The organism is Paenisporosarcina sp., from assembly GCF_049671445.1.
Classification (GTDB): domain Bacteria; phylum Bacillota; class Bacilli; order Bacillales_A; family Planococcaceae; genus Paenisporosarcina.
Genome location: NZ_JBATUX010000118.1, coordinates 144568 through 167730 on the forward strand (window position 1 = coordinate 144568; position 23163 = coordinate 167730).

A 23163-nucleotide genomic window follows, 5' to 3' on the forward strand; every position below is an offset into this window, starting at 1 on the left:
TAGTATGACAATAAAATCAGATCATCGTCATTTGTATCTTCAAGTGATCGATCGTCTAAAAGACGATATTGCAAAAGGTGTGTTCAAAGAGAAGGAGAAACTTCCTTCAGAATTTGAACTCGCCAAATCTCTTGGAATCAGTCGTGCAACACTACGTGAAGCACTTAGACTGTTGGAAGAAGAAAATGTTATCGTAAGACGTCATGGTGTAGGTACATTTGTTAATTCGAAACCGGTTTTCACTTCCGGTATCGAGCATTTAACAAGTGTCTCTTCTATGATAAGGAGAGCTGGAATGGAACCTGGTACAATTTATTTGAGTTCCATGGAAGCGCTTCCGTCAGAAGATGACATAAAACGTTTTCAATGCGAAGTAGACGAATCTGTCATTACAATTGAACGAGTAAGAACAGCAAATGGTGAACCAGTTGTATATTGTGTGGACAAAGTTCCCGCAAAGTTTTTGCCTTCTGATTTTTTAAGTAGGCAAGAAGGTTCGATTTTTACAGCAATCGAAGAATCCGGAGAAATCCGTGTGACTCATGCTGTTGCTTTTATCGACCCAACAGGCTATCACGAAGTGGCATCTCCGATTTTAGAGTGTGAACCTGAAACGGCGTTACTAGTTCTGAAACAATTACATTATAATGACAAAGATCAAGTAGTATTATATTCAAAAAACTATTTTAGAGCTGACAAATTCAGTTTCCATGTAGTACGTAAAAGGGTGTAAAACATCAACTTCCTGCTAATATGAAAAAACATTTTTTGGGGGGTCTCAAATTGACAAAGCGTAAATTTGGTTTAGCTTTATCGATGGTATTAGCTGCTAGCACAATTTTAGGTGCATGTGGTGCTGACAAAGAAGAAACTAAAACAGGTAATGGTGGAGATGCAGAAAAAAATGATTTTTCTGTAGCAATGGTTACTGATATTGGTGGAGTTGATGACAAATCATTCAACCAATCGGCTTGGAAAGGTCTTCAAGATTTTGGCGCTGACAATGGTCTTGAAAAAGGCGACGGCGGAATTGATTATTTACAGTCGAAATCTGACGCTGACTATAACACAAACCTAAACAAATTAGTTCGTCGTGATTTTGATTTAGTATTCGGTATTGGTTTCTTAATGGAGAAGTCTGTTAATGATATCGCTGCTCAACAAAAAGAAGCACAACTTGCTATTATTGACGCTGTAGTAGATCAACCAAATGTTGCTTCAGTATTATTTAAAGAGCAAGAAGGAGCTTACCTTGCTGGTGTTGCTGCTGCATTAATGACTAAATCGAAAAAAATCGGTTTTGTTGGCGGTATGGAAATTCCTGTAATTGAGCGTTTTGAAGCTGGTTTCTTAGAAGGCGTTAAAGCTGTAGACCCTAGCATTAAAGTTGATGTTCAGTACACTGGTGCATTTGACAAAGCCGAACTTGGTAAAACAACTGCTAACCGTATGTATTCTTCAGGCGTAGATATTATTTTCCACGCTGCTGGTGGTACTGGTAATGGTGTATTCGCAGAAGCAAAAGAATTAAAAACTAAAAATCCTGATTCTTACGTTTGGGTAATCGGTGTTGACTCTGACCAATATGAAGAAGGTGCAGTTGGCGAAGATAACGTAACTTTAACTTCAATGTTAAAACGCGTTGACGTTGCTGTACAAAACCTTTCTAAATTGGCTATGGACGGCAAATTCCCAGGTGGGGAAACAACTGTTTACGGTTTAGCTGAAGAAGGCGTTGCATTAGCGGATTCTCGTGGAGCAATTCCTGAAGATGTATTAGCTCAAATTGATGAATATGCTAAGAAAATCGCTGATGGCGATGTTGTAGTTCCTGAAACTGTAGAATAAATAATTTAACTAAGTCATCATAGAGACTGGGTACCCGGTCTCTATGATGTTTTTCTTGCCCTTTCAAATTAATAGATGAAAGGTTTTATGAGTGAAACCTTTCCTGTATTAATTTTTTTCTTTAAAAACTTAAGGGAGTGAAATATATTGGAACATGTTATTGAAATGCTTAATATCCGAAAAGAATTCGGAAATTTCGTAGCTAATGACAACATTACCCTTCAACTAAAAAAAGGTGAAATTCATGCCCTTCTTGGTGAGAATGGTGCAGGGAAATCAACGTTAATGAACATATTATTTGGTCTTTACCAACCAGAAGGCGGAGAAATTCGTGTTCGTGGTCAAGAAGTAAAGATTACAGATCCTAATGTAGCGAATAATCTCGGAATTGGGATGGTTCACCAACATTTTATGTTAGTTGAAGATTTTTCCGTTACGGAAAATATTATTCTAGGTAGTGAGCCAACTAAAGGCGGTATGATTTCGGTAAAGACAGCTGCAAAGAAAGTTCAGGAGCTTTCCGAACTTTATAATTTGAATGTAGACCCTTACGCAAAAATTCAAGACATTTCAGTGGGCATGCAACAACGTGTTGAAATCTTAAAAACGTTGTATCGTGGAGCGGAAATTCTAATTTTTGATGAGCCTACTGCTTCTTTAACACCACAAGAAATTACAGAATTGATTCAAATCATGCGTCGTTTAATTGAAGAAGGTAAATCAATTATTTTAATTACCCATAAATTAAAAGAAATTATGGATGTTTCTGACCGTGTAACTGTTATTCGTAAAGGTAAAGGGATTGGCACTGTTATTACAGCTGAAACAAACCCTAATGACCTTGCATCGCTTATGGTTGGACGTCAAGTTGAATTCAAAACGGTAAAAGGTCAAGCTAATCCTTCAACGAATGTATTAGAAGTGAAAGATTTAGTTGTAACTGATTACCGTGGTATTGAAAAAGTTAAAGGACTTAATTTACATGTTCGCAAAGGTGAAATCGTAGGGATTGCCGGAATAGACGGCAATGGTCAATCAGAATTAATTGAAGCAATCACTGGCTTACGAAAAGTGAAAAGTGGACAAGTTTTCATGAATGGTCAAGAGATTACAGGTCATCGACCACGGAAAGTTACTGAATCAGGCGTCGGTCATATACCTCAAGATCGCCACAAACATGGACTAGTACTAGATTTCTCAGTGGGACACAATATTGCTTTACAAACCTATTATTCTAGTCCTAATTCGAAGAATGGCTTTATGGACTATTCAGCCATTTCAAAAAAAGCCAATGAAATTATTCAGAAATATGATGTTCGTACACAAGGAGATCATGAGCCGGCTAGAGCATTATCTGGTGGTAATCAGCAAAAGGCTATCATTGGTCGCGAGATTGATAGAGACCCAGATTTACTAATTGCGGCACTACCAACTCGTGGTTTAGACGTAGGTGCGATTGAATTTATTCATCAACGTTTGATTGAGCAACGTGATAAAGGCAAAGCCGTACTATTAATTTCATTTGAATTAGACGAAGTAATGAACGTATCTGACCGAATTGCGGTAATATACGATGGTCAAATCGTCGAAACGCTAGATCCTCTTCAAACGAATGAACAAGAACTTGGTTTGTTAATGGCGGGTCAAACATTAAATGGCGCGCAGTCGACTCAAGTGAAAGAGGAGGATAGTTCCCATGTCTAATCGTTTTGTTAACATTTTAGTACCAGTTGTCTCCGTGATTTTAGGTTTACTAGTAGGAGCAGTTGTGATGATTGTCAGTGGATACGATCCAATTGAAGGATATATTGCTTTGTGGAACGGGATCTTTGGTGATGCCTATACGATTGGTGAAACAATTCGTCAAATTACACCTTATATATTAGCTGGTCTTGCGGTTGCATTTGCTTTCCGTACTGGACTTTTTAATATCGGTGTTGAAGGTCAATTAATTGTAGGTTGGTTTGCAGCTGCTTACGTTGGCATTACATTTGATGATTTGCCTAAAATGATTCACTTACCACTTGCAATACTTGCAGCGGCATTAGCAGGGGCAATATGGGGCTTCATTCCAGGACTATTAAAAGCTAAATTCAAAGTCCATGAAGTAATTGTAACCATCATGATGAACTACATTGCGCTTCATACGTCTAATGCATTAATTAGAGCAGTTTCTGATGGTGGCGACAACACGGGTTCTATTAACCCAACCGCTTCACTTCGCTCTGAGTTTTTTGAAAATTTGACAGATTATTCTCGCTTACATTATGGGATTTTCATTGCCCTTGCCATGGTACTTGTGATGTGGTTAATTTTAGAAAAAACAACTCGTGGATTTGAATTAAAAGCAGTTGGGTTAAACCAACATGCGTCAGAATACTCGGGAATGAATGTAAATAAAAATATTATTTTAGCCATGGTTATTTCAGGTGCGTTTGCTGGTTTAGCAGGTGCAATGGAAGCTCTTGGTACGTTTGGATATGCTTCTGCAAAAGGTGGATTTACAGGAATTGGATTCGACGGGATAGCTGTAGCCCTTCTTGGTGCCAATACACCTCTTGGGGTAATATTTGGAGCAACATTATTTGGCTCACTAAAATATGGTGCAACAAATATGCCGAACGAAGCAGGAATTCCAGAGGAAATAGTGTCTATTATTATAGCAATTATTATTTTCTTTGTAGCATCTGGTTATGTTATTCGTTTATTGCTAGAGCGCTTCAGCAAGAAAAAGGAGGCGAAGTAACATGAGTTTCTTAGAAATCCTATATTTCCTAGTTCCAGCGGCAATTGCTTATGCAGCACCTCTTATATTAACAGCCATTGGTGGTGTGTTTTCTGAGCGTTCGGGTGTAGTTAACATCGGATTGGAAGGGCTCATGGTAATGGGTGCTTTCATCGGTATATTATTTAATTTAACTTTCGTAAATGTTTTTGGAGCAGGTACAGAATGGGTGGCTCTTATAGCAGCTATGGTAGTTGCAGCTCTATTTTCATTACTTCACGCAGTGGCATCCGTGTCATTTCGTGCAGATCAAGTTGTTTCAGGTGTAGCGATTAACTTATTGGCAGTTGCACTTTGTTTGTTCTTAGTTAAAATGATTTATGATAAAGGTCAAACTGACTTTGTTCAAGAACGATTCTTACGTGACGACATTCCATTCTTGAAGGATATTCCAGTTTTAGGTCCAATGTTGTTCCAAAACGTGTATTGGACTTCAATTTTAGCAATAGGGATTGCAATCCTTGCATGGGTTGTGTTGTATTATACTCCATTCGGTCTTCGATTACGTGCAGTTGGTGAACATCCAATGGCTGCAGATACGATGGGGATAAATGTAACTCGCATGCGCTATATTGCCGTAATGATTTCAGGTGGTTTAGCAGGAATTGGTGGGGCGATTTATTCTCAATCAATTTCATTAGACTTTGGTCATTCGACTATTAATGGACAAGGATTTATGGCCTTAGCGGCAATGATTTTTGGTAAATGGCATCCACTTGGTGCTATGGGAGCAGCCTTATTCTTTGGTTTTGCACAAGCATTAAGTATCGTCGGTGGGTCATTACCATATATTAGTGAAATTCCAAGTGTATTCTTGTTAATTTTACCTTACGTTTTAACAATTCTGGCTTTGGCTGGTTTCATCGGAAAAGCAAATGCACCAAAAGCTTTAGGAACTCCTTATATAAAAGGGAATCGATAAATAATATGAAAGGGCTAAGCAAATTGCTTAGTCCTTTTTTGCAGGCTATTTGCAATCATTTACCAGCAACATGTATAGTGAAAGTAATGGTATGGCATATTAAAGAGATAGGAGGAATTTCAATGTTTCAATCCATCGAGTTACAACCAGGTATCCATCTACATATTCGACCAACAGATCAATTTAAAACGGTTAACTTCTCTTTCAAATTCAAACATGAATTAACAAATCAATCTGCATCTGAACGTTCGGTACTTGCAAATGTTTTAGTGCACAGCAATGAGCTTTTCCCATCTAATCCTGCATTTCGTAGTCATTTAGATGAACTTTACGGTACAATCCTGTATTTGGATTCAAGTAAAAAAGGAAGCCATCATAATATTACTTTGCTCGCTGAAACGGTAAATGATCAGTATCTAACTACAGACGGGGTACTAGACCAAGTTCTAAATTTATTACAAACGGTGTTGTTCCGCCCAAATTTTGAACAAGGGAAATTTAAAGACTCTATTGTAAAACGAGAAAAAGATTCAGTTATACAACGTATTGAATCGCTATATGATGATAAAACAAGATATGCACAACAGCGCTTAGTGGAGTTACTACGTCCTAATCACCCAGCCTCAATTGGTGCAAACGGAACAATTGATGACGTCACTGCAATTACAACCGATTCATTAGTTGATGCATATAAGAAAATGCTCGAAGAAGATGAATTAGATATATATGTTGTAGGTGATGTAGATGTTGAAGAAATGACATCAAAACTGAAGTCAGCATTTCCATTTACAGCTCGACAATTAAAACAAAAAGATCTTCATAAAGATGTTGAACATCCGACTGTAGATAAGAATGTGGTCAATGAATATCAAGAAATGAAGCAAGGAAAACTACACATTGGTTATGAAACAAATGTGACGTTTACTCATCCGGATTTCCCGAAAATGCAAATAACAAACGGTATTTTTGGCGGATATCCTCATGCGAAATTATTTTTGAATGTTCGTGAAAAGGAAAGCATGGCTTATTATGTGTCAAGTTCGTTCTCTTCAGCCTATGGTCTTCTATTTGTATTAGCAGGAATTGACGCAAACAAACAGGAAAAAGCGGTTCGGTTAATTGATGAACAATTAGAGGCAATGAAAAACGGTGAAATTACGGAAAATGAAATTGATCAAACAGTTGCTATGCTTAAGAATCAGTTGAAAGAAGCGCTTGATTCTGCAAGAGGTCAAATCGAGATTTTTGATCAGTATAAAGATTTGGGAGAAGAATTCACAGTAGATTCTTGGGTAGCTAAATGGGAGACCGTTACAAAAGATGATATTCAAGAGATGGCGAAGTCAATCAATAAAAAACTCGTTTATTTCTTGTCTGGTAAGGAGGAAATGTCACATGAAGGAGCTTCACTTTAAACAATTAGACGAAAAACTGTACCATGAAAAAATGGATAATGGCTTGGACGTATATATTTTACCGAAAAAAGGGTTCTCTAAAACGTTTGTTACGTTTACAACGAAGTATGGTTCAATTGACAATACGTTTGTTCCTCTTGGAGATTCTGAAGAAATCACCGTACCTGATGGAATTGCACATTTCCTTGAGCATAAAATGTTCGAAAAAGAAGATGGCGACGTATTTCAAAAGTTTAGTGGCTACGGTGCATCCGCTAATGCGTTTACTTCATTTACGCGTACGGCTTATTTATTTTCTGCAACGGATCATTTATATGAGAATACAGAAACTTTATTAAATTTCGTGCAAGAACCTTATTTTACTCAAGCTACAGTCGAAAAAGAAAAAGGGATCATTGGACAAGAAATCACGATGTATGATGATCAACCTGATTGGCGTTTATATTTTGGAACAATTGAAAATATGTACAAAGATCATCCAGTGAAGATTGATATTGCAGGTACGATTGAATCAATTGATGACATTACTGCAGAACATTTGTATACATGTTACGAAACATTTTACCATCCATCAAACATGTTGTTATTTGTAGTTGGTGCAGTAAATCCAGAAGATATGATGACATATATACGAGAACATCAAAATAAAAAAGAATTTGCAGCTTCTCAACCTATTAAGCGTTCATTCCCAAAAGAACCGTTAGAAGTCGCAAAACAAGAAAATAAACTGTACATGGACGTTCAAAAGCCAAAAGTATATGTAGGTTTGAAAGCGAAAGAAACATCTGTACAAGGCGACGCCATGATGAAACATGAAATGGGAATTCAACTAGCTTTAGAATTGATTTTTGGTCGTTCTTCAGATTTCTATGTAGAAGCCTATGAAAAGGGCTGGATAGATGAATCATATGCTTTTGATTTTACACTCGAAAAAGGATATGGATTTGCTATTATTGGTTCTGATACAGCTAAACCAAAGGAATTAGTAGAAGCAATTAAAAAAGAATTGAAAAAAGTAGAAGAAAAATGGCCATTTGGTCAAGCAGATTTAGATCGTGTTCGTAAGAAAAAAATTGGTTATTTCCTAAGAGCTTTAAATTCTGTTGAATTTATTGCAAATCAATTTACGCGCTATGCTTTTAATGATATGGATTTATTCGATGCAGTACCTGCATTAGAAAAAATCACTGTTGTCGATTTGCAAGAAGCTTTTACTTCTATTCAAGGTGAAGAGCAGCAGACAGTCTTTTCCGTTCTTCCTAAGAAAGAACAACAAACATCATGAAGAAATTCGCCTGTATTTTTGGGGCATCAGGTGAAATAGGGCAGGCTATAGCCCTAGAGATGTCCAAACAGGGCTGGAGTTTATATTTACATTTCCATGAAAATAAACAAGCGATGGAAAACTTGCAGAAGAATCTACAAGAACTTTATCCAAACCAAGATCATTATATTATTCAGGCCAATCTTGGGGATTTAAATTCAGTAAATAATATATTCGCACAGCTTTTTGAAGTTCAAGCAATTGTATTTGCTTCCGGGCAAGCGCTTTATCAATTGCTTGAAGATACCTCCTCACAAGACATGGAATTAGTTTGGCGAACCCATGTCCAGTCACCCATGTCAATCATAGGTCAGTTAGCCCCTAAATTAAGGCGGTTTACTAAATCCTATATTGTCATTATAGGATCGATTTGGGGTGAGACTGGTGCTGCTGGAGAGACAGTCTATTCAGCTGTTAAAGGTGCGCAACATGCATTTGTAAAAGCATATGCAAAAGAAGCCGGATCTTCTGGAGTACGTGTTAATGCAATTGCGCCTGGCTTTATTGACACGAAAATGAATAGGTCGTTGGATGATGAAGAAAGACAGGTCATTGAAAATGACATACCGCTAAATCAAATTGGAAAACCGCAGGACGTGGCAAATCTTGTATCTTTTTTAACAAGTGGAAATGGAGATTATATTACGGGGCAAGTGTTACGAGTTAATGGTGGTTGGTACATATAAATTCTCTTTTTTGCACATACTGATTGTGAAAAGGAGGAATAAACATGGCCTTACTTGAAAATTGGCAAAAATGGACAAACTTTTTAGGTACCAACGTAATGAACGCCGAAGCTACTGGAATGTCGAAAAAAGCTATCCAGTCTACAGCTTATGAAATCGGTGATTATTTGGCTAAAAATGTGGATCCGAAAAATGAACAAGAGCGTGTTCTTTCTGATTTGTGGTCAGTTGCGTCAGAAGATGAACAACATGCGCTTGCAAACATGGTCGTAAAATTAGTGCAGCAGAAAAAAGTGCAGTAAAAGAAAAGAAGGACATTGTTCCTTCTTTTCTTTTTTCCTTTTCTTACGTACATAAATCAGATATGATAGAACCTAGAGCATTTGAAAGCGTCATTCATAACAGTGACGACTTTAAAGTCTTTTCAGATTAAAGGCTTGCTCTGTTAAAAAGATAGACAGAAAGGTCGTTACATTATGCGCGAATGGTATTTTGAATACGAAATACAAAAAAACCGACCAGGATTACTCGGAGACATTGCTTCATTACTCGGTATGCTTCGGGTGAATATCGTTACAATTAACGGTGTGGACCAGGGAAGACGAGGGATGTTACTTCGTGCAGAAAATGATGAGCAAATTGAACGTTTTGAACTAATTGTTTCTACAATGGATACTATTCGTGTAACTAAATTCCGCGAACCTAAATTACGTGATATTTTAGCAGTTAGACACGGACGATACATACAAAGAGATGTCGATGATCGCAAAACCTTCCGTTTTGCTAGGGATGAACTTGGTCTTCTCGTTGATTTTATGGCAGAATTGTTTAAACAAGAAGGACACAAGTTAATAGGGATTCGTGGGATGCCTCGTGTAGGAAAAACAGAATCTGTTGTTGCAGCTAGTGTCAGTGCGAATAAAAAATGGGTATTTTTATCTTCGACCATGATTAAACAAACAGTAAGAAGCCGATTAGCAGGGGACGAATTTAGCGATAATAATATTTTTATTTTAGATGGAATTGTTACAAAACAATCAACAGATGAACGACATTTACAATTAGTTCGTGAAATGATGCGTCTTCCTTCAATTAAGGTCGTAGAACATCCAGACATGTTCATACAACAATCGGATTACACAATTGAAGACTTTGACTACATTATTGAACTAAGACATGACCCAGATGAAGTTATAACGTATGAAATGATGGAGAAAAACCAGATGATGTCTGAAAGAGGTAATTTTGAAGGCTTCGGTGGTTTTAATTTTTAACAGGCAGGTGTTTTAGTTGACTGAATTATCAACTCGTCTGAAAGAGGCGAGAACGGCAAAAGGATATAGTTTAGACGACTTACAAGAAATCACGAAAATTCAAAAACGTTATCTGGCCGGTATCGAAGAGGGCAACTACAGCATGATGCCTGGTCCGTTTTATGTTCGTGCATTTATTAAGCAATACGCTGACGCAGTAGGTTTAGATTCAGATGAATTGCTAGAGTCATATAAACAAGAAGTTCCTTCTTCTACCACGGAAGAAGTACGACAAAGTATTACAACAACTCCTTCAAGACGTAGATCTTTATCTAAATCTTCGAGCAGTTTAAGCGATATTTTCCCAATGATCTTGGTGGGATTATTTATCATTATTGGTATCGTAATTTTTTGGGTCTTCTATCAAAATTTAGCGAAGAACGAAGAGCCAGCTGCAACAGAAACTGAACAACCATTGTCATTAGAAGAACCTGAAACAAAAGGTGAGACTACTTCTCCAGACGATACTGAAAAAGAAGAACCAGTTGTTGAAGAAGAACCAGTCGAAGAAGAACCTGTCGAAGAAGAACCAACGCAGACGATTGAAATGGGTACAATAGAAGGTGAAACAACGAATTATACCCTGTCGGGAACAGAGACATTTTCAGTGAAAATTGTTGCTCGTGGAAACGCTTGGGTTGGCGTGAAAAATGAATTAGGTGCAGATTTGCTGGATGATAATTTAAAAGCTGGCGAAACGATTAACCTTGATTTAAGTGAAGTAAAATCGGCTCGTATTCGAGTTGGTTCAGCATCGCAAATTGATGTGTTTGTAAATGATGAAAAAGTGGAGTATGGAACTCCACCAACAGAAAGAGTTACTCAAAATATGCTGATTCAATTTACTAAACCGCAATAGTCATCTCTAACAAGATGGCTATTTTCTTTGAATCGAAAGGAGAAAAATAATGAATATACCAAATCAAATTACAGTTTCACGAATTATTATGATTCCAGTATTTGTCGTTTTTATGCTTGTTGATTTTGGTTGGGAAGAGGTTTCTTTCTTAGGAGCTACTTTACCGATCGAACACGTGATAGGTGCAATTATCTTTATTTTTGCAGCTGTTACTGACTTTATCGATGGTTATTATGCACGGAAACATAACTTAGTTACCAACATGGGGAAGTTTTTAGATCCACTTGCTGATAAATTATTAGTTTCTGCTGCTCTTATTATTTTAGTTGATCTAGAGTTTGCGCCTACATGGGTAGTCATTTTAATTATTAGTCGTGAATTTGCAGTGACTGGACTTCGTTTAATTTTAGCTGACGAAGGAGAAGTTGTTGCCGCGAAGCAACTTGGGAAAATTAAAATGTGGACGCAAATTGTCGCGATTTCTGCTTTGTTACTACATAATATCTTTTTTGAAATGTTCAACATTCCATTCGCTACAATTATGTTGTATGTGTCGTTGTTCTTTACAGTCTGGTCTGGCTGGGATTATTTCTATGCGAACCGACGTGTTTTACTTGATTCAAAATAGGGGTGTAATTGGATATGAATGCTGAAATTATTGCTGTAGGATCCGAACTATTATTAGGTCAAATCACCAACACAAATGCTCGCTATATATCAAATCAGTTAGCTGAACTTGGTGTAAATGTGTATTATCACACTGTAGTCGGTGATAATGCAGAGCGATTAAGACAGTCCATCGAGCTAGCTGAGTCCCGAGCAGACTTAATTATCTTCTCGGGCGGTCTTGGACCAACAAAAGACGATTTGACGAAAGAAACGATTGCAAGACATTTAGGTACCGAACTTGTTATGGACGAAACGGCAATGTTGTCAATTGAAGCATTTTTCCTGCGTGTGAATCGTCCGATGACTGAGAATAACAAAAAACAAGCACTCGTATTAAATGGTTGTAAAGTATTAGAGAATAAAAATGGTATGGCTCCAGGTATGTTGTATTCACATGGGAAACATACGTATATTCTTCTTCCAGGTCCACCGAAAGAAATGGAACCGATGTTTCAATTTGAAGCAAAACCATTATTAGCAAGTTTATTGAATCATGGCGAAATAATCGTTTCTCAAGTTTTGCGTTTCTATGGCATTGGCGAAGCTGAACTTGAAACACGAATCATGGATTTATTAGAAACACAAACTAACCCTACGATTGCTCCTCTTGCTTCTGATGGCGAAGTCACTTTACGTGTTACAGCTAAAACGTCAAGCGAAGAAGAAGCTTGGAGATTAATAAATGAAACACAACAACTTTTGCTTTCTCGTGTAGGGGATTACTTATATGGGTATAACGATGATTCTCTTGCTTCAAGTACAACGAAATTATTAATAGAGCAAGGCTTAACTATTTCAGTAGCAGAAAGTTTAACGGCTGGCTTGTTCCAATCAGAATTAGCTGCTATTGCTGGGGTTGGGTCAACCTTATTAGGTGGCATGGTTACTTATGCGGTAGATTCCAAAGTGAACCAACTTGGCGTATCAAGAGAAATTATTGAGCAATATGGTGTTGTTAGTGAAGAATGTGCAACTGCAATGGCCACACAAGTGAAAACAATGTTTAAATCGGATATTGGGGTAGCCTTAACTGGTGTTGCAGGCCCACTTGAACTTGAAAATAAACCAGCTGGAACAGTTTGGATTGCAATTATTCTTCCAAACGATGAAGTGGTTACTCATGAATTGCATTTAAGTGATATCAGAAATACCAATCGATTAAGAGCTGTAAAACGTACTCTTCATTATTTAATTCAATTGTTATCTCCTAATAAAAGTCTTTAGAATAAGTTTTTAAAATTAATTTTATCTTTAAATTTATAAGCAAAATTTAATTTTGAAGGCTATAAATAGCTTAAAGTAAAAATTTGGACCGTTTTTAAGGTCCGAATTTTTATTTTGCCCAAAAAATAAAGCGAATGAACGTTCGCTTTTTTCTTGTATATTTCTCATAAACCAAGTATAGTAGAGACAGAAGTTAAATTTGTGTTTGAAATTAGAGGAGGAACCATTCTTGAGCGATCGTAAAGCAGCGTTAGACATGGCGTTAAAACAAATTGAAAAACAATTTGGTAAAGGTTCAATTATGAAATTAGGCGAAAAAACGGATCGTGAAATTTTAACGACATCTAGTGGGTCACTTGCACTTGATGTAGCACTTGGTGTGGGTGGGTATCCACGTGGCCGTATTATTGAAATTTATGGACCAGAAAGTTCTGGTAAAACTACTGTTTCTCTTCATGCAATTGCAGAAGCACAAGCGGCAGGTGGTCAAGCTGCATTTATTGATGTTGAGCATGCATTAGATCCTGTATACGCTCAAAACTTAGGTGTAAATATTGATGAGTTATTATTGTCACAACCAGATACAGGGGAACAAGCATTAGAAATCGTAGAAGCACTTGTACGAAGTGGTGCTGTTGATATTATCGTTATTGACTCTGTAGCAGCTCTTGTGCCAAAAGCAGAGATTGAAGGAGAAATGGGCGATTCCCATATTGGTCTTCAAGCTAGACTAATGTCTCAAGCTCTACGTAAGTTATCAGGAGCAATTAGTAAATCGAAGACTACTGCTATTTTCATTAACCAAATTCGTGAAAAAGTAGGCGTTATGTTTGGTAACCCTGAAGTAACACCTGGTGGCCGTGCGTTGAAATTCTATAGTTCAGTTCGTTTAGAAGTTCGTCGTGCAGAAACGATTAAATCAGGTAATGAATTTATGGGAAATAAAACAAAAATTAAAATCGTTAAAAATAAAGTAGCTCCGCCTTTCCGTACTGCAGAAGTTGATATCATGTACGGATCAGGAATTTCACGTGAAGGTGAAATTGTCGATTTAGGTGTAGAAATGGATATCGTTAATAAGAGTGGTTCTTGGTATGCATATAATGATGATCGTCTTGGTCAAGGGCGTGAAAATGCAAAACAATTCCTTAAAGAGAACGATGCGACTCGTAATGAGATTGCTCAAAAGATTAGAGCTGCATACGGTATGATGGCAACTGCTTATACAATTGCCGCTCATGACGAGGAAGAAGAAGAAGAGTTTGAGTTATTGCTAGACAAATAACTTTAAAGTAATAGCCTGCCGAAAATCGGCAGGCTATTTTTCCTTTAGTAACACTTGTGTATCCTTGACAGAGTATTTTTACATCTATACAATTAAACTTGTATAATCTCTTAAATGAAAACCATTTGGCAGTATATTGGATCGTTTTATATATGAGCCACCTGAAAATGAAAATGAAAATTAAATAAGCAAGAGGAGGTGTTCAAATGTTGCCTGAAATTATCATCTCCGCTTTGCTTGGTCTTATCGTCGGTACCTTAGTTAGCTACTTTTTTATTAAAAATGTGAACGATTCAAAAGTGACTGGTGCGAAGCAGTCAGCTGTTCTCATCGTAGATGAGGCGAAGCGCGAAGCGGAAGCTCTTAAAAAAGAAGCATTACTGGAAGCAAAAGATGAAACTCACAAATTAAGATCTGAAGCAGAATCTGACATCCGTGAACGCCGAGCTGAACTGCAAAAACAGGAAAATCGGTACTTACAAAGAGAAGAAAACCTTGATCGTAAGGATGATGCTCTTAACAAAAGAGAAGCAGGTTTTGAGCGCAAAGAAGATGCTCTAACTGAGAGACAAAAGCATATCGAGCAGATGGAAAGCAAAGTGGCTGAATTAGTTGCCAAACAACAAACAGAACTAGAACGCATTTCTGCATTAACGCGTGAAGAAGCTAGAGGCGTTATTCTACACCAAGTAGAGAATGAATTAGCAACTGACATCGCAGTGATGACGAAAGAATCTGAAACACGTGCGAAAGAAGAGTCTGATAAAAAGGCTCGAGAAATCCTTTCATTAGCAATACAACGTTTTGCAGCAGATCATGTAGCTGAAACAACTGTATCAGTTGTTAACCTGCCAAATGATGAAATGAAAGGTCGCATCATTGGTCGTGAAGGCCGTAACATCCGTACGCTCGAAACATTGACTGGAATTGATTTAATTATCGATGATACTCCGGAAGCTGTTATTCTTTCAGGATTTGACCCAATTCGTCGTGAAACTGCTCGTTTGGCACTTGAAAAATTAGTCCAAGATGGCCGTATTCACCCAGCACGTATTGAAGAAATGGTTGAAAAGTCTAGACGCGAAGTCGATGAACAAATTCGTGAAATCGGTGAACAAACTACGTTTGATGTAGGTGTTCATAATTTACATCCAGATTTAATTAAAATCATGGGTCGTATGAGATATCGTACAAGCTATGGACAGAACGTACTGAAACATTCAAAAGAAGTCGCATTTTTAGCTGGTTTATTAGCAGCTGAACTTGGTGAAGATGTAACACTTGCCCGTCGCGCAGGATTACTACATGATATCGGGAAAGCTATTGACCACGAAGTGGAAGGTAGTCACGTTGAAATCGGTGTAGAACTTGCAACGAAGTACAAGGAACATCCAGTAGTTATTAACAGTATTGCTTCCCATCATGGTGATACAGAAGCAACGTCTGTCATTGCTGTTCTAGTTGCTGCAGCAGATGCATTATCAGCTGCTCGCCCTGGAGCACGTAGTGAAACTTTAGAAAATTACATTCGCCGTCTAGAGAAACTGGAAGAAATTTCAGAGTCTTACGATGGTGTTGAAAAATCATTTGCTATTCAAGCAGGTCGAGAAATTCGCATCATGGTTCGTCCAGAGCAAATCGATGATATTACTGCTCATCGTTTAGCACGTGACATCCGTAAACGAATCGAAGAAGAAATGGATTACCCGGGCCATATTAAAGTTACGGTAATTCGTGAAACACGCGCTGTTGAATACGCTAAATAAGTAAAAAAAGGGCTTCATTTTGAAGCCTTTTTTTATTTGAAACGAAAGAAGGAATGAAAATGAAAGTATTATTTATTGGAGACATTGTAGGATCAATGGGTCGCGATACATTAGAAGACTATTTACCAAGATTAAAAAGAAAATACCAACCAGATGTGGTTATTGCTAATGGAGAAAATGCAGCATCTGGACGTGGGATAACAAAAAAAATCTTTCAAGATTTGCTCTTTATGGGTGTTGACGTAGTTACGATGGGGAATCACACATGGGATCAAAAAGAAATTTTTGACTTTATTGATGATACCGATTATTTAATCCGACCAGCAAACTTTTCTGATGATGCACCAGGTAAAGGGATGACTAGCGTGACAAAAAATGGTCATACGCTATCAGTGATTAACTTACATGGTCGAACTTTCTTACCTCCTCACGATGATCCATTTAAAAAAGCAACGGAACTTGTAAAAGAAGCGAAGGAACTATCTCCATTAATTTTTGTTGATTTCCATGCAGAAGCAACGAGTGAAAAAATTGCAATGGGTTGGCATTTAGATGGAGAAGTATCTACTGTTGTAGGAACTCATACACATGTTCAAACGGCAGACGCACGCATATTCCCAGGCGGCACGGCTTACATTACAGACGTAGGTATGACAGGTCCTTACGATGGTGTACTCGGCATGAAAAAAGAAGACGTATTGTATCGTTTCAAAACAAATATGCCAGCTCGTTTTGAAGTGCCAAAATCAGGACGTTCCGTACTTAGCGGATTTTTTGTGGAACTAGACAATCAAACAGGAAAAGCTATTTCGTTTGAACGTATTTATATTAATGAAGATTATCCATTCAAAGGATAACGTCTTCTAACCCTCTTTGCACTTGCATATAGTGATTTATGGACAGATTAATTGTCCAACGGTCAGCAAGGACAAGGAGGAATCGTAGTGGAAACATTAAAAGTATCTTCAAAATCAAATCCAAATTCAGTGGCAGGTGCATTAGTGGCAGTTATCCGTGAAAAAGGGTATGCAGAGATGCAAGCAGTTGGAGCAGGAGCACTGAATCAAGCTGTAAAAGCAGTAGCAATAGCACGTGGCTTTGTCGCACCGAGTGGGTCAGATTTAATTTGTTCACCTGCATTTACAGATATCGTAATCTCTGGTGAAGACCGAACAGCTATTAAACTGTTAGTTGAAAAGCGTACACGAACTTAATTTGAAAAACCCAATCTCAAAAAAGATTGGGTTTTTTGTTGTTTCTGAACCAGTTTTTCAACTATGAAACGGACATATATATAATGAAACGCAATTGAATGGCGATAAATTTCTTTGGACATTTACAGTTTCTTTGTCGAAACATCGACAATTGAAGTGAGTACCTTGTATGAATGACTAGGGTGTCAGTATAATAGAGAAATAATGTTTTCGTCTAATGTGATTAACTTGATGAAAGGGGTTTTCAAATGAATGAAGAACAACGCATACATACCTCGCAAGTTACAGAAGTAAAGAATAAAACTGAAAAAGATTATAGTCAATATTTCCAATCAGTTTATGTTCAGCCCTCTTTAAAAGAAGCAAAAAAACGTGGAAAAGAAGATATCGCGTATCATAAAGATTTTGCCATTAATCTTGAATTTTTAGGTATGGGAGCCGGTCGTAAGTTTTTTATTCGAACATTCGGATGTCAAATGAATGAGCATGATACAGAAGTGATGGCTGGTATTTTCTTGAATTTAGGCTACACGTCTACAGACAATGTTCAAGAAGCTAATGTCATTTTGCTAAACACATGTGCAATCCGTGAGAATGCTGAAAACAAAGTATTTGGCGAACTGGGACACTATAAAAAAATTAAGCGTGACAATCCAGATGTACTAATTGGCGTCTGTGGATGTATGTCCCAAGAGGAATCTGTTGTCAATAAAATATTAAAAACTTATAATCAAGTCGATATGATTTTTGGTACGCACAATATTCACCGATTGCCGAACATCTTAAATGAAGCATATCTTTCAAAAGAGATGGTTATTGAAGTGTGGTCAAAAGAAGGCGATGTCATTGAAAGCTTACCAAAAGTTCGTCGTGGTACAATAAAAGCATGGGTCAATATTATGTATGGTTGTGATAAGTTCTGTACGTACTGTATCGTTCCATATACACGTGGAAAAGAGCGCAGTCGCAGACCAGAAGATATCATTCAAGAAATAAGACAGTTAGCGGCTCAAGGATACAAAGAAGTCACATTGCTAGGACAAAATGTAAATGCGTACGGCAAAGACTTTGATGATATTACTTACCGTCTCGGAGATTTAATGAATGATCTTCGTCAAGTTGATTTGCCTCGTATTCGCTTTACGACTAGTCATCCTCGAGATTTTGATGATTATTTAATCGAAGTTCTTGCAAAACGAGGGAATTTAGTAGAACATATTCATTTACCTGTTCAATCAGGGTCATCAAGCATGTTAAAGTTAATGGCTCGTAAATATAGTCGTGAACAATATTTAGAGTTAGTTCGTAAAATCAAAGTTGCTTTACCTGATGCATCCTTAACGACTGATATCATTGTCGGCTTCCCAAATGAAACGGACGAGCAGTTCGAAGAAACCATGTCTTTATATAAAGAGGTTGAATTCGAACACGCGTTTACGTACATTTATTCACCACGTGATGGTACACCCGCTGCTAAAATGGAAGACAATGTGCCGATGGAAGTGAAAAAAATGCGATTACAACGGTTGAATAACCTTGTTAACGAGTTATCTGCAAAAGCCATGAGTAATTATGATGGCCAAATTGTTGAAGTTTTAGTAGAAGGTGAAAGCAAGAGAAATCCAGAGGTACTAGCTGGTTATTCTAGAACAAGTAAGCTTGTGAATTTTGTCGGTGGAAATGACATTATTGGCAAACTAGTACGAGTAAAAATAACAAAAACAAAAACATGGTCATTAGAAGGCGAATTAGTTGAAGTCGTTTCCGGCCAAGAAGTGGGTGTCTCATGACAACGAAATATACAAAAGAAGATATAATTACTAAAGCAAAAGAAATCGCAGAAATGATTGCGCAAACAGAAGAAGTTGATTTCTTCAAACGTGCAGAAGCACAAATTAACGAAAATCAAAAAATCCGCGAAAAAATTGCTAGTCTAAAAAGTCTTCAAAAACAAGCGGTTAATTTCCAACAATACGGAAAAGAAAAAGCGTTAGCATTAATCGAAGGTAAAATCGAGAAAATTGAAGCAGAAATCGATGATCTTCCAATCGTTCAAGAGTTTAAACAATCACAAGGTGATGTTAACGACTTATTACAAATTGTCGCAAACACCATTTCAAATAACGTAACAAACCAAATTATTGAATCAACAGAAGGTGATGTACTGCGCGGAGAAACTGGTTCACGAGTACAAAATAATAAGCCAGGTAGTTGTTCATAAAACCATAAAAAACTGTTTCCTTTTAATTGAGGAAACAGTTTTTTTCATTGTGCCAGGTTGACGAAGTGAGGTTGCAGGTTGACGAAGTGGGGCTCCAGGTTAACGAAGTGCCACTCCAGGTTGTACAAAATCCCAAAAATCTTTTCTATCGAAGTCAAAATCCGACTCTTTGGACTCAAAACCAATATAGCGCTGAAACACCTTGAAACCAGTTTCATCTATAAGAATAGGTTATCGACCCACCAAGACTCTTTAGAACCTTTAGAATCCCTCCAAGGGGTCTAGGAATGGAGTAAAAACTATCCAATACCTAAAAGAATCGTATTTCTTAAAATCACTGAAAAACAAAAACATAGCTTTAAACTTTTATGTTCACCTAATGGGCACACCCTGCATATCATGAAAAAGAATCGAACGAAGGAGGATGGCTTTGAAATATGTCCGTCAAATCGTAACGAAAGCAGTCGTGGCGAAAGGTAAAAAGAGAGCGGAAGTTTGTGAAACATTACGTCCACCAAATAACCCTTCTAGCATATTAGGGTGTTGGGTTATTAATCACAGTCACCAGGCGAAAAAGCAGGGTAAATTTGTTGAAGTGACAGGGAAGTATGAAATTAACGTTTGGTATGCACATCACGATCACTCCAAAACATCTGTTTTTTCTGAATCAGTCCCTTACAAAGAACGCATCAAGCTGCATTACCGTGATGAAGACGTGCATGGAGCGGAAGATGTGCATGTGCGTGTAGTTCAACAACCAAATTGTACAGAAGCTATTATTACACCTGATGGTGAACTATTTAAAGTAACTGTAGAACGAGAATTACATGCAGAAGTTGTAGGCGAAACAACAGTAGTTATTCAAGTTCAACCGCAAGACGTTGAAGAAGAATGGTCTTATAGAGACGAAAGTTCATCATCTACATCAAAATTTGACGAATCTAGTTCGTCGTCATCATCATCTTCTTAAGCCGGGATAGGAAATCCGGCTTTTTTTTTCTGTTATTTTGTTATAATGGAAGAATCGCTAGTAATCGAAAGAGGTTTTGACATGACCACCTATACACCTATGATTCAACAATACTTACAGGTAAAGTCTGAGTATACAGATGCTTTTCTATTTTTCCGCTTAGGAGATTTCTATGAACTGTTTTTTGAAGATGCTATTCGTGCATCGCAAATCCTTGAAATCACGTTAACCAGCCGTGATGGGGGTAGCAAAGATCGAATCCCTATGTGTGGGGTGCCTCACCATGCCGCACAAAATTACATAGAGACGCTTATTCAAAAAGGATATCGCGTCGCTATTTGCGAGCAAACAGAAGACCCAAAACAAGCAAAAGGTGTCGTGAGACGTGAAGTGGTTCGCTTAATCACACCTGGTACGATTATTGAAGGCAAGAATATGGATGGAAAAAGCAATAACTTTATTGCAGCTGCTGAAGAAATTGCTGAAAATCGTTATGCCTATGCCTTTTTAGATTTATCGACGGGTGAAGGTGCAAGCGCTATTGTGACAGGATCAGAAAAAAATCTGATTCAAGAATTACAAACCTTATCAATTCGTGAACTCGTCGTTCCAGAACAATTATTTGTCCTATTGTCGGATTTAGCTGAAGCAAATTCGATTTTATTATCAATTGAAGAGACAGCGATTGAATCCCTTATGGACGAATCGTTTATTGAGCAAATTCCGCAGGACGTTCACGGAGTATGTCACCGCTTAATGAATTATTTGCATCGCACACAAAAACGGTCTCTTGATCACATTCAAGCATTCCAATACCAAGAGCGAGAAGAATTATTAACGATTGATTTTCATTCAAAACGAAATTTAGAGTTGGTTCAATCACTTCGTGGTGGAGATCAAAAAGGATCATTATATTGGTTGCTGGATGAAACAATGACCTCTATGGGGGGAAGAAAGTTAAAACAGTGGCTACACCAACCCTTGGCTAATCGAGTGAAAATTGAAGAACGCCTTGAAATTGTTACTGAAATGCTCGAAGCTTATTTTGTTCGTGCTGATATTAGAGAAAGCTTGAAAGAAGTGTATGACTTAGAACGATTAATTGGACGCATTTCTTTTGGCACTGCCAGTGGTCGCGATTTAAGTCAATTGAGACAATCACTTCTTCAAATACCACTTATTAAAGAACAATTGAAAGAAAGCACGAAGCCCGCATTGATAAAAGCTGCGCAGCAATTAGATGAATGTGTAGAACTTCTAACTTTATTAAAAGAGGCAATCTCGGACCATCCACCGCTATCTGTTAAAGAAGGCGATATCATTAGAGATGGTTTTAATGAACGCTTGGATGAACTTCGTTATGCAAAGAAAAACGGCAAAGACTGGATTGCCGCTCTTGAGCTAAAAGAAAGAGAGCGAACTGGGATTAAAGGGCTCAAAATCGGATATAATCGGATATTTGGATACTTTATCGAGATTACTAAGTCAAATATTCATTTAGCTGATTTGACACGCTACGAACGAAAGCAGACCTTAGCCAATGCTGAACGTTATATTACAGATGAGTTAAAAGAAAAGGAATCATTAATTTTAACTGCAGAAGAAGAAAGTTTAGCTTTAGAGTATTCACTTTTTGTAGATATTCGTGAGCAAGTAAAACAATATATTCCACAAGTTCAGCAATTGGCCGCAAAAGTAAGTGAACTGGATGTGTATTCGAGTTTCGCTGAAGTATCAGACCATTACCGCTTAACAAAACCAACGTTCCATGATGGCTTGGAATTAAACATAGTTAACGGTCGTCATCCTGTCGTTGAAAAAATGATGAACAAACAACATTATGTACCCAATGACTGTGCACTTACGGCTAAAGAAAATATGTTATTAATTACTGGCCCAAATATGTCTGGTAAGAGCACGTATATGCGACAAGTTGCCATTACCGTTATAATGGGTCAAATGGGATGCTATGTGCCCGCAGAAGAGGCTCTGTTGCCTATTACAGATCAAATTTTTACTCGCATAGGAGCAGCGGACGATTTAGCAGCGGGACAAAGTACATTTATGGTTGAAATGCTTGAGTCTACTTACGCAATCACTCACGCAACAGAAAGAAGTTTATTATTGTTTGATGAAATTGGTCGAGGCACATCCACATATGATGGAATGGCACTTGCACAAGCGATGATGGAGTATATTCATACAGAAATTCGTGCTAATACTTTGTTCTCAACACATTATCATGAATTGACTCAGCTAGAACAGCAATTAGATAAATTGCGAAATGTTCATGTAGCCGCTGTAGAACAAAGTGGAAAAGTCGTCTTTTTACATAAAGTGAAAAGTGGACCTGCGGATAAGAGTTACGGTATACATGTGGCAGAACTTGCGCAACTACCTGAACCAATACTTGCTCGAGCTCGAGATATTTTGGAAGAACTTGAGTCAGTGAAAGAACAGGAAAACAACGATCATTCGACCACAGTTAACGAACAACTAACGTTCTTCCAAGAATCTAAGGAAGAATCCGAGAAAATAGCAAAAGAACCTGCGCAGGACGATTTATTATCTTCTATTAGAGATATAGATATATCTGGGACCACACCGATGAAAGCACTTCAGTTTTTATATGAACTACAGCAAAAAATCGGTAAATAAGCTT

At 37.6% G+C, this 23163-nt stretch carries 21 protein-coding genes; all 21 read left to right on the forward strand.

Annotation, left to right across the window (positions count from 1 at the left end; translation table 11 throughout):
- The first annotated feature begins 4 nt into the window (after positions 1 to 4).
- The 21 genes from WBG45_RS14700 to mutS all read left to right on the forward strand — a co-directional run bounded on the left by WBG45_RS14700 (position 5) and on the right by mutS (position 23159).
- Positions 5 to 733 carry a GntR family transcriptional regulator gene (locus WBG45_RS14700; RefSeq protein WP_424415718.1) on the forward strand — a complete coding sequence of 243 codons (729 nt, stop codon included), beginning with the start codon at positions 5 to 7 and terminating at the stop codon, positions 731 to 733.
- A gap of 50 nt (positions 734 to 783) precedes the next feature.
- Positions 784 to 1848, forward strand: a complete 1065-nt coding sequence (locus WBG45_RS14705; protein ID WP_424415720.1) for a BMP family lipoprotein — start codon at positions 784 to 786, stop codon at positions 1846 to 1848.
- A 147-nt stretch (positions 1849 to 1995) separates the two neighbouring features.
- Positions 1996 to 3552, forward strand: a complete 1557-nt coding sequence (locus tag WBG45_RS14710) for an ABC transporter ATP-binding protein (protein WP_424415722.1) — start codon at positions 1996 to 1998, stop codon at positions 3550 to 3552.
- Entirely contained in the window at positions 3545 to 4594 is a 1050-nt protein-coding gene (locus WBG45_RS14715; protein ID WP_424415724.1) for an ABC transporter permease, read from the forward strand. The genes WBG45_RS14710 and WBG45_RS14715 overlap by 8 nt, the downstream gene beginning before the upstream one ends.
- A gap of 1 nt (position 4595) precedes the next feature.
- On the forward strand, positions 4596 to 5555 hold the full coding sequence (locus WBG45_RS14720) for an ABC transporter permease (protein ID WP_424415726.1): 960 nt from the start codon (positions 4596 to 4598) through the stop codon (positions 5553 to 5555).
- A gap of 122 nt (positions 5556 to 5677) precedes the next feature.
- The gene (gene yfmF, locus WBG45_RS14725; protein WP_424415728.1) at positions 5678 to 6970 is read left to right on the forward strand and encodes an EF-P 5-aminopentanol modification-associated protein YfmF; all 1293 of its coding nucleotides are present in this window, start codon (positions 5678 to 5680) and stop codon (positions 6968 to 6970) included.
- Positions 6951 to 8255: an EF-P 5-aminopentanol modification-associated protein YfmH gene (yfmH, locus tag WBG45_RS14730; protein ID WP_424415730.1), complete on the forward strand. Its 1305-nt coding sequence runs from the start codon at positions 6951 to 6953 to the stop codon at positions 8253 to 8255. The genes yfmF and yfmH overlap by 20 nt, the downstream gene beginning before the upstream one ends.
- Positions 8252 to 8980, forward strand: coding sequence for an elongation factor P 5-aminopentanone reductase (ymfI, locus tag WBG45_RS14735; protein ID WP_424415732.1), 729 nt, complete (start codon positions 8252 to 8254; stop codon positions 8978 to 8980). Before yfmH ends, ymfI begins: the two co-directional genes overlap by 4 nt.
- A 44-nt stretch (positions 8981 to 9024) precedes the next feature.
- Complete coding sequence (locus WBG45_RS14740) at positions 9025 to 9282, forward strand: DUF3243 domain-containing protein (RefSeq protein ID WP_024534965.1); 258 nt, start codon at positions 9025 to 9027, stop codon at positions 9280 to 9282.
- Between the two features lie 174 nt (positions 9283 to 9456).
- Positions 9457 to 10254, forward strand: a complete 798-nt coding sequence (locus WBG45_RS14745) for a DUF3388 domain-containing protein (RefSeq protein ID WP_024534964.1) — start codon at positions 9457 to 9459, stop codon at positions 10252 to 10254.
- A gap of 16 nt (positions 10255 to 10270) precedes the next feature.
- Positions 10271 to 11152, forward strand: a complete 882-nt coding sequence (locus WBG45_RS14750) for a RodZ domain-containing protein (protein WP_424415734.1) — start codon at positions 10271 to 10273, stop codon at positions 11150 to 11152.
- 49 nt (positions 11153 to 11201) lie between these two features.
- Positions 11202 to 11780 (forward strand): CDP-diacylglycerol--glycerol-3-phosphate 3-phosphatidyltransferase, encoded by a 579-nt coding sequence (gene pgsA, locus WBG45_RS14755; protein WP_024534962.1) that lies wholly within the window; start codon positions 11202 to 11204, stop codon positions 11778 to 11780.
- A 14-nt stretch (positions 11781 to 11794) separates the two neighbouring features.
- Positions 11795 to 13045: a competence/damage-inducible protein A gene (locus tag WBG45_RS14760; protein WP_424415736.1), complete on the forward strand. Its 1251-nt coding sequence runs from the start codon at positions 11795 to 11797 to the stop codon at positions 13043 to 13045.
- 229 nt (positions 13046 to 13274) lie between these two features.
- The gene (gene recA, locus WBG45_RS14765) at positions 13275 to 14330 is read left to right on the forward strand and encodes a recombinase RecA (RefSeq protein WP_108584704.1); all 1056 of its coding nucleotides are present in this window, start codon (positions 13275 to 13277) and stop codon (positions 14328 to 14330) included.
- Positions 14331 to 14536: 206 nt separating this feature from the next.
- Positions 14537 to 16096 carry a ribonuclease Y gene (gene rny / locus WBG45_RS14770; RefSeq protein ID WP_424415738.1) on the forward strand — a complete coding sequence of 520 codons (1560 nt, stop codon included), beginning with the start codon at positions 14537 to 14539 and terminating at the stop codon, positions 16094 to 16096.
- A 59-nt stretch (positions 16097 to 16155) separates the two neighbouring features.
- Positions 16156 to 16953, forward strand: coding sequence for a TIGR00282 family metallophosphoesterase (locus WBG45_RS14775; RefSeq protein WP_424415740.1), 798 nt, complete (start codon positions 16156 to 16158; stop codon positions 16951 to 16953).
- Positions 16954 to 17040: 87 nt separating this feature from the next.
- Positions 17041 to 17310, forward strand: coding sequence for a stage V sporulation protein S (locus WBG45_RS14780; protein ID WP_024534957.1), 270 nt, complete (start codon positions 17041 to 17043; stop codon positions 17308 to 17310).
- 248 nt (positions 17311 to 17558) lie between these two features.
- A complete protein-coding gene (miaB, locus tag WBG45_RS14785; RefSeq protein ID WP_424415742.1) occupies positions 17559 to 19100 on the forward strand; it encodes a tRNA (N6-isopentenyl adenosine(37)-C2)-methylthiotransferase MiaB in 1542 nt (513 codons plus the stop codon).
- Positions 19097 to 19531, forward strand: coding sequence for a RicAFT regulatory complex protein RicA family protein (locus tag WBG45_RS14790; RefSeq protein WP_024534955.1), 435 nt, complete (start codon positions 19097 to 19099; stop codon positions 19529 to 19531). Before miaB ends, WBG45_RS14790 begins: the two co-directional genes overlap by 4 nt.
- 430 nt (positions 19532 to 19961) lie before the next feature.
- The gene (gene cotE, locus WBG45_RS14795) at positions 19962 to 20501 is read left to right on the forward strand and encodes an outer spore coat protein CotE (RefSeq protein ID WP_424415744.1); all 540 of its coding nucleotides are present in this window, start codon (positions 19962 to 19964) and stop codon (positions 20499 to 20501) included.
- A gap of 81 nt (positions 20502 to 20582) precedes the next feature.
- Positions 20583 to 23159 carry a DNA mismatch repair protein MutS gene (gene mutS, locus WBG45_RS14800; RefSeq protein ID WP_424415746.1) on the forward strand — a complete coding sequence of 859 codons (2577 nt, stop codon included), beginning with the start codon at positions 20583 to 20585 and terminating at the stop codon, positions 23157 to 23159.
- The last annotated feature ends 4 nt before the right edge of the window (positions 23160 to 23163 follow it).

Excerpts from the sequence above, each read along its gene's own strand:
- pgsA (WP_024534962.1), top strand. The coding sequence starts at position 11,202 with ATGAATATACCAAATCAAATTACAGTTTCACGAATTATTATGATTCCA.
- WBG45_RS14745 (WP_024534964.1), top strand. The coding sequence starts at position 9,457 with ATGCGCGAATGGTATTTTGAATACGAAATACAAAAAAACCGACCAGGA.
- rny (WP_424415738.1), top strand. The coding sequence starts at position 14,537 with ATGTTGCCTGAAATTATCATCTCCGCTTTGCTTGGTCTTATCGTCGGT.
- yfmF (WP_424415728.1), top strand. The coding sequence starts at position 5,678 with ATGTTTCAATCCATCGAGTTACAACCAGGTATCCATCTACATATTCGA.
- WBG45_RS14720 (WP_424415726.1), top strand. The coding sequence starts at position 4,596 with ATGAGTTTCTTAGAAATCCTATATTTCCTAGTTCCAGCGGCAATTGCT.
- WBG45_RS14760 (WP_424415736.1), top strand. The coding sequence starts at position 11,795 with ATGAATGCTGAAATTATTGCTGTAGGATCCGAACTATTATTAGGTCAA.
- WBG45_RS14790 (WP_024534955.1), top strand. The coding sequence starts at position 19,097 with ATGACAACGAAATATACAAAAGAAGATATAATTACTAAAGCAAAAGAA.
- WBG45_RS14700 (WP_424415718.1), top strand. The coding sequence starts at position 5 with ATGACAATAAAATCAGATCATCGTCATTTGTATCTTCAAGTGATCGAT.
- WBG45_RS14775 (WP_424415740.1), top strand. The coding sequence starts at position 16,156 with ATGAAAGTATTATTTATTGGAGACATTGTAGGATCAATGGGTCGCGAT.
- WBG45_RS14740 (WP_024534965.1), top strand. The coding sequence starts at position 9,025 with ATGGCCTTACTTGAAAATTGGCAAAAATGGACAAACTTTTTAGGTACC.
- mutS (WP_424415746.1), top strand. The coding sequence starts at position 20,583 with ATGACCACCTATACACCTATGATTCAACAATACTTACAGGTAAAGTCT.
- ymfI (WP_424415732.1), top strand. The coding sequence starts at position 8,252 with ATGAAGAAATTCGCCTGTATTTTTGGGGCATCAGGTGAAATAGGGCAG.
- yfmH (WP_424415730.1), top strand. The coding sequence starts at position 6,951 with ATGAAGGAGCTTCACTTTAAACAATTAGACGAAAAACTGTACCATGAA.
- WBG45_RS14715 (WP_424415724.1), top strand. The coding sequence starts at position 3,545 with ATGTCTAATCGTTTTGTTAACATTTTAGTACCAGTTGTCTCCGTGATT.
- miaB (WP_424415742.1), top strand. The coding sequence starts at position 17,559 with ATGAATGAAGAACAACGCATACATACCTCGCAAGTTACAGAAGTAAAG.